Annotated in this window: 6 protein-coding genes and 1 pseudogene; 6 read left to right on the top strand and 1 reads right to left on the bottom strand. The window is 41.7% G+C overall.

The window, feature by feature from the left end; translation table 11 throughout:
- Positions 1–62 precede the first annotated feature (62 nt).
- The 6 genes from trpB to IQ229_RS07355 all read left to right on the top strand — a co-directional run bounded on the left by trpB (position 63) and on the right by IQ229_RS07355 (position 5,555).
- Positions 63–1,298, top strand: coding sequence for a tryptophan synthase subunit beta (gene trpB, locus IQ229_RS07380; RefSeq protein ID WP_194042552.1), 1,236 nt, complete (start codon positions 63–65; stop codon positions 1,296–1,298).
- Positions 1,299–1,329: 31 nt separating this feature from the next.
- Positions 1,330–2,487: a class I SAM-dependent methyltransferase gene (locus IQ229_RS07375; protein WP_194042551.1), complete on the top strand. Its 1,158-nt coding sequence runs from the start codon at positions 1,330–1,332 to the stop codon at positions 2,485–2,487.
- Between the two features lie 134 nt (positions 2,488–2,621).
- Positions 2,622–2,903 carry a hypothetical protein gene (locus IQ229_RS07370; protein WP_194042550.1) on the top strand — a complete coding sequence of 94 codons (282 nt, stop codon included), beginning with the start codon at positions 2,622–2,624 and terminating at the stop codon, positions 2,901–2,903.
- Positions 2,904–3,338: 435 nt separating this feature from the next.
- On the top strand, positions 3,339–3,866 hold the full coding sequence (locus IQ229_RS07365) for a CAP domain-containing protein (protein ID WP_194042549.1): 528 nt from the start codon (positions 3,339–3,341) through the stop codon (positions 3,864–3,866).
- A 422-nt stretch (positions 3,867–4,288) separates the two neighbouring features.
- Positions 4,289–4,837 (top strand): CAP domain-containing protein, encoded by a 549-nt coding sequence (locus tag IQ229_RS07360; RefSeq protein WP_194042548.1) that lies wholly within the window; start codon positions 4,289–4,291, stop codon positions 4,835–4,837.
- An 88-nt stretch (positions 4,838–4,925) separates the two neighbouring features.
- Entirely contained in the window at positions 4,926–5,555 is a 630-nt protein-coding gene (locus IQ229_RS07355) for a ribonuclease D (RefSeq protein ID WP_194042553.1), read from the top strand.
- Between the two features lie 491 nt (positions 5,556–6,046).
- On the opposite strand, the pseudogene IQ229_RS07350 reads toward IQ229_RS07355, so the two are convergent.
- A pseudogene (locus tag IQ229_RS07350) lies at positions 6,047–6,493 on the bottom strand (rhodanese-like domain-containing protein); the annotation flags it as partial.
- Positions 6,494–6,791: the final 298 nt, after the last annotated feature.

Here is a 6,791-nt window from a genome sequence, read left to right as displayed (position 1 = left end):
CCCCAGATATGCTTCAGACTTTTCTATAATAATTAAGTGATTCCCGTCATCAAAAATAGCCTGTGACTACCACTCCCCTATCTCCAAATTCAACTGCTCAAGTTCCAGATACGCTAGGCCGCTTCGGACGCTTTGGCGGTAAGTATGTACCTGAAACCCTCATGCCTGCGCTTGCTGAACTAGAAACAGCTTATCAGCAATACCGTAATGACCCTGGTTTTCAAGCAGAACTACAACAGTTGTTACGAGACTATGTAGGACGTGCGACACCATTGTATTTTGCCGAACGCCTGACTGCTCATTATGCCCGACCCGATCGCACCGGGCCACAAATTTATTTAAAACGTGAAGATTTAAATCATACTGGCGCTCACAAAATCAATAATGCCCTTGGTCAGGTATTGTTGGCGAAACGCATGGGTAAGCAGCGGATCATTGCTGAAACGGGTGCCGGACAACATGGAGTTGCTACAGCCACAGTTTGCGCTCGTTTTGGGCTGGAATGCATAATTTACATGGGTGTTCAGGATATGGAACGCCAAGCTTTGAATGTTTTTAGAATGCGGCTGATGGGGGCAGAAGTGCGGCCGGTAGAGGCGGGAACCGGAACTTTGAAGGATGCTACTTCCGAAGCCATCCGAGATTGGGTGACAAATGTGGAAACTACTCACTACATCCTGGGTTCGGTAGCAGGGCCTCATCCTTACCCAATGATGGTACGTGATTTCCATGCAGTAATCGGCGAAGAAACCCGCGCCCAAGCAATGGAAAAGTGGGGTGGATTACCTGATATTCTCTTGGCTTGTGTCGGCGGTGGTTCCAATGCGATGGGATTATTCTATGAATTTATGAATGAGTCTTCTATACGCTTCATTGGGATTGAGGCAGCCGGAGAAGGTGTCAATACCGAAAAACACGCAGCTACCTTGACAAAAGGGCGAATTGGTGTATTGCACGGAGCTATGAGCTACCTACTGCAAGATGAAGATGGGCAAATCATTGAGGCACACTCAATTAGTGCGGGGTTAGATTATCCCGGTGTGGGGCCAGAACATAGCTATTTGAAGGATACTGGTCGCGCTGAATACTATAGTGTGACGGATGCAGAGGCTTTGGCGGCATTCCAGCGATTATCGAAATTGGAGGGGATTATCCCAGCATTGGAAACAGCCCATGCGATCGCTTATCTCGAAACTCTCTGTCCTCAACTAACCGGCAGTCCTCGGATTGTAATTAACTGCTCTGGACGTGGTGACAAGGATGTACAAACGGTAGCCAAATTATTATATCCAGCGTAAATATAGCTCAAATTTCTGGGAGGAAGCAATTATGGCTCAACAATTCCAACACCCAATGTTACCGCAACCCACTCACGACGAGTTGGCACGCCAAAACTTTGTGCAAACTATGAAAATGCACGTTTTCAGGAATATCATTCCTGGTAATAAAATACTTTATGAAAAACTAGCCAAGCCAAAGTTTGAACAAGAACATCAGCGTCCTCCCCAGAATCGTTATGAAATTCGGGAAGTAATGCAGCACGAACCCTATTATCGCTGGACTACTGCCCTGAAGCGCATCAACCAGGAAATGTTATGGGATGCTGTAAATGCCAACGTTGACAGACAACTGCCAGAGTTGATAGAGCGTGCCAAAGATAAGGGTGGTAAACTGGGTACTTTAACCCTCGACCCAAATTTTCAAATACCTGCTTATCAAAAGGCTGTAGACATTCACTGTATGCCCGGAGGATATCACAGTGAATTCACTGCCGATGATGTCGCAGCCGGTGCAACCTACGATCGCGGCGCTTACGTTTATGGGCTCGGTTGGTTGGGGCCGCTCAACGATGATATGGGGCTATCTATAGTCCAAAACTACCTGTTAGCAGAGTTTCCCAACTTTCGACCGAGAAAAATCCTCGATATGGGATGTTCTATTGGCAATAGTACATTACCTTATGTGGATGGTTTCCCAGATGCAGAAGTCCATGCCATCGATATAGGTGCATCTATACTGCGTTATGCTCATGCAAGAGCGGAAGCCCTGGGAAAACGCGTACACTTCTCTCAGCAAAATGCCGAACATACTAACTTCCCCGATGAATCATTTGACTTAGTGGTTTCTCACATCTTGCTGCATGAAATCCCCCCATCATCTGTGCGTAAAGTTATGCAAGAGTCTTATCGTCTACTAGCTCCTGGTGGCATGATGATTCATCTGGAAGCACCTCTGTATCATCACATGGATCTTTATACACAGTTTATGTCTGATGGGGAAACCGTTAACAACAACGAACCCTTCTGGAGTGCTGTACGCGATTTAGATTTGGTGCCGCTAGTTACTGAGGCTGGTTTTTCAGCAGATAAGACATTCGAGAAATTTGTTCCGAATGGGGCATGGAAAGTAAAAGAAACTAATGGCCTGGTTAAAAATCGGAACTCAGCCACCCAAGGCACTTGGTTTCTGGTTACTGCAACTAAGTAAGCAGAGAAAGTTTCGTAATTTGTAATGGATTACGGACTGCTACGCTAACGTAATTCGTAATTGAGAAAGTCAGATTGTATCTGGCTTTCCTCGTTTTGTATGTCTAGTCTTATTTTTGGAGGATCGGTATTAGGATGACAAAAATAGCCAAGGGTAAACGACCTGTTTACTTAGAAAATCCGCAAACTGATAAATTGTTAGCGATCGTCATGGCCTTGACTGGTGAGGTGTCTGTGCTGCATGAGCGGCTAGACACCATTGAACGGTTATTAGAGGTGAAAGGTATTTTATCGGTTAGTGAGATTGAAGCTTACGAGCCGGATGTCAAAGTAAGCAAGGAACGGGAACAGTGGCGTGCAGAATATATTGCACGGGTGTTGCGTGTGATACAGGAAGAGTTAGAACCACTTAAATAAGTCTAGTTGAAATCACGTAGGAATTTGGCTGAATAAATCCAGCCATTTTTTATCAGACATTTTGCATCTTCAACTATTACAATCGGTTTTTACTGCTTTTTTGATATAAAAAAGCTATTTAATATACTTAAGTACAGTAAAATAGCTGAGTTTATGAAGATAAATAAGCATCAGATAGAACTCATGAATTCAAAAAAAGTCTAGTGATTACACTATAGGACAGTCTAAATACGGAATCTGGGATAAAAAGAATCATACTAATGAGAGAAGACAACTATTGATTAAATAGTAATATTTTTGCGTAAAATCGTGCATTTAAACGTTTAATAGTATTTTTTGAGCTAAAAAGCCCACAAATAGAGCTATTTAGACCTATAAGCAGTTTGTCACATTGATATTCGTTGGTTACATTGTCTAAAACTTTACTGCCAACAAATGATCAAACAAATAGTTTACAGTGTTGCTTTAGGCACTATTGCTCTCAGTAGTGGTGCGATCGCTACTTCTGGAACAAATCCAGCTTGTACGCCAGTACCTTCTAATGTATCGAATAACACTAATCAAGTTGCAGCAAATAGCATGGACACCGCTGCTATAGAACAGTCGATTTTTAACCAAATCAATAACTACAGAGTTTCCCAAGGGCTACCAGCGCTAACTCGTAATTCTGCCATCGATAATCAAGTTAGGCTTCACAGTAAGAACATGGCTAATGGTACTGTTTCCTTTGGGCATAGTGGATTTTCAGAACGTCTTAATGCAACTGGTGTTGCTTACAGAGGAGCTGCTGAAAATGTCGCTTACAACCAGGGATATGGCGATCCTGCCACAAAAGCTGTTCAAGGCTGGCTCAAAAGTCCAGGGCATCTTGCCAATATCAGAGGTAATTATAATCAGACGGGGATTGGCGTCGCCAAAAACAGTCAAGGCGCAATCTACTTCACACAAATATTCATTCGCTGATATGTTTGACGCGATGTGCAACTTAATATTCTGACCTCACTTCCATTCCTCTCTGCTGCAAAGAGAGAAAGGCTTTGAATTCTACCCATTCCTTATTATTAGGTTAGGTTTGAGTAAAAATTGCACACAGCGTTAGATTTGATAAAGTTGAGGTTTTTCTCAAATTCCCCAGACTTTAACCTGTTAGTAAAGCTTTTGCTTGATAATTCATGAAAATCTTAAATTTTTAGCAAAATTAACCGTGATTTTCCTGAAGCCGATCGATTGAAGTACTGACAATTGGAAATGATTGTTTGTGTTACTTGTAAAGGACGTAGCCAAATTGCCGAAATTCATCATTACTTAATAGTACTGTGGTATATATCTTCGGAACAATAAGGTAGAGTAGAAGTCTTATATCTCTACACATTACGCAACTCTCCATGTTCCGACAAACTGCTTTTGGCATCGCTTTAAGTGCGCTTGTCCTTGCTAGTGGATTAACGACTGCTCCGATACCAAATCATACTTCTACGAATACATCCACCCGTAATAAGCTGTTGTCGCTTTTTTCTAGTCAGGTTGCAATATCGACTCCTACTTTTAAAACTACTGAGCTAGAAAAATCAGTATTTGACCAAATTAATCGATATCGGGTTTCTAAAGGACTGCCAAAGTTGACTTTAAATACAAATTTGACCCGACAGGCCAGAATTCATAGTCAAAATATGGCTAAAGGCAAAACCCCATTTAGCCATCAGGGATTTGAAGGGCGAGTCAAAGCTATCCCTATTCGCTACAACAGTGCAGCGGAAAATGTAGCTTTTAACCGGGGATATAGCAACCCCGTGGAGGAAGCTGTTAGTGGCTGGATCAAAAGTCCTGGACATCTAAAGAACCTTAAAGGAAATTACAACCTGACTGGAATTGGTGTTGCTACTAATAATCAAGGCGAAGTCTACCTAACACAACTGTTTTTTCGGGCTAGGTAGATTTAATTTTTGGTTTTTTTGCACAATAATAATGTAGTGTCTGACAAGACTTTTTTTGCTGGACACTGCTATTATTTTTGAACAATTGATGACATTACCAGATTTTCAGGTGAGCGATCGCGACCTTAGTGACGCAACCCTTAGCGAGTATTTAGAATCTACAGCGATCGCAGTTGATACAGAAACGATGGGATTATTGCCGCTGCGCGATCGCTTGTGTCTCGTCCAGCTGTGCAATCCAGAAGGGAAAGTGACTGCAATCCGCATAGCCAAAGGACAAGCTGACGCCCCCAACTTAAAAAAACTTTTAGAAGCAGTCAATGTTGTGAAAGTGTTTCACTTTGCTCGATTTGACTTGGCCACTTTGCGAGCCAATCTGGGGATTCAGGTAGGGCCGATTTTTTGCACCAAAATTGCCAGTAAATTAGCCCGTACTTACACAAATCGCCACGGACTCAAAGACGTGGTGCAAGAGTTAGAACAAGTAGAACTAGATAAAAGTTCTCAAAGTTCTGATTGGGGTAACGCCGTTAGCTTATCTGAAGCTCAACTAAGTTATGCTGCCAACGATGTGCGCTACTTACTTAGCGTGCAGCAGAAGTTAATACAAATGCTCAAACGAGAAGAACGCTGGCAAATTGCTCAAGAATGTTTTGAGTTTCTACCAACGATAGTTTCCTTAGATTTGTTGCAATTCAAGGATATATTTGAACACTAATAGAATAGGGAATGGGGAATAGTGACAAAAAATGTTTATTGCTCGTCAATCCCAACTAATGATATGTCAAGTTGAAATTGATAGATAAGCAAGTTCGTAGTAAGGACTAAAGTCGTTATTTTCCAAGCACTAAAGTGCTTACTACAAACTCTTATACTAACTTACAGCAGATTTCAAGGAAAGTTTTGTACACAAAGATTCGTCTAAAAACCAGGTATGTATAAAGCCTGTTTTACTTCTGGATTCTGACTCCTGAATTCTGAATTCTGCTGTATTTTTGCCTAAGAGCCAACATTGGAATCATTGCTGTCTCTAGGAGTTTTAGATTCACTAGCAGCTTCTTTAAGGTTACTTGCTCCCTCTTGAATGCCTTCCTTGAGGTTACTTGCTTGCTCTTGAATGCCTTCTTTAAGGTTACTGGCTCCTTCTTGAATGCCTTCCTTGAGGTTACTAGCTCCTTGTTTAATGGATTCCGTCGCGCTAGTACCGCCCTTTTGCAGATTTTCTTGGTGGTTTTTTAGCCGATCTACAACATTGTAGTCATCTGCACCTGCGGGAGTTTTTGATTCAACAATCCCTTCTGTTGGGCCACCGATCGCCTTCCATGCGGCAAGACCACCTTTGAGTTGGGAGACATGCTCAAATCCATTAGAACGCAGTTGTTGTACGGCTTGGGCAGTTTCTTGATCGTTGGCACCGTAAATGTAAATATCACGGCTCTTATCCAAAGAAGGTACTGCGCGTTGTACCAATTCATCTGCTGGCATTGGCATTGCTCCCATAATGTGACCTTCGTTGAAGGTCGAGCGATCGCGCACATCCAGGATTGTAAAAGCTGGTTCACCCCATTCCAGACGACTCTTGAGAGTATGAGCATCAGTTTGTGCTTCTATTGGTGGTTGTGGGGGAATGATGCCGCCTACTAAATTATTAACCATAATTTTTCCTTACTCACGATACTAATAGCAATTTAGCGAATTGAAGATATTTAATTGCTCTTTCTCTGGTATGAATATTCTCAAACTATCTCCTCAGGTAGATGGAGCTATCTGAAAATTTATACCAATTAATCAATTGCAAATAACGCCATTTGAGACTATGAACAGACAACTTTTTTAATGAATATAATTGAATATATATAATTAAGTTTTGGTTTTTGGTATTTCAGTAATTTAAATATTTTTAATTTTACTAAATTCCTCAGAAAGCGAGAAAAACATTAGTTAAAAAATAAAA

The sequence above is a fragment of the Nostoc cf. edaphicum LEGE 07299 genome (genome assembly GCF_015207245.1).
In the GTDB taxonomy this organism is placed as follows: Bacteria; Cyanobacteriota; Cyanobacteriia; order Cyanobacteriales; family Nostocaceae; genus Nostoc; species Nostoc edaphicum_B.
The sequence above is the reverse complement of the archived record's forward strand: the minus strand, read 5'-3'. Positions and strand labels throughout refer to the sequence as shown.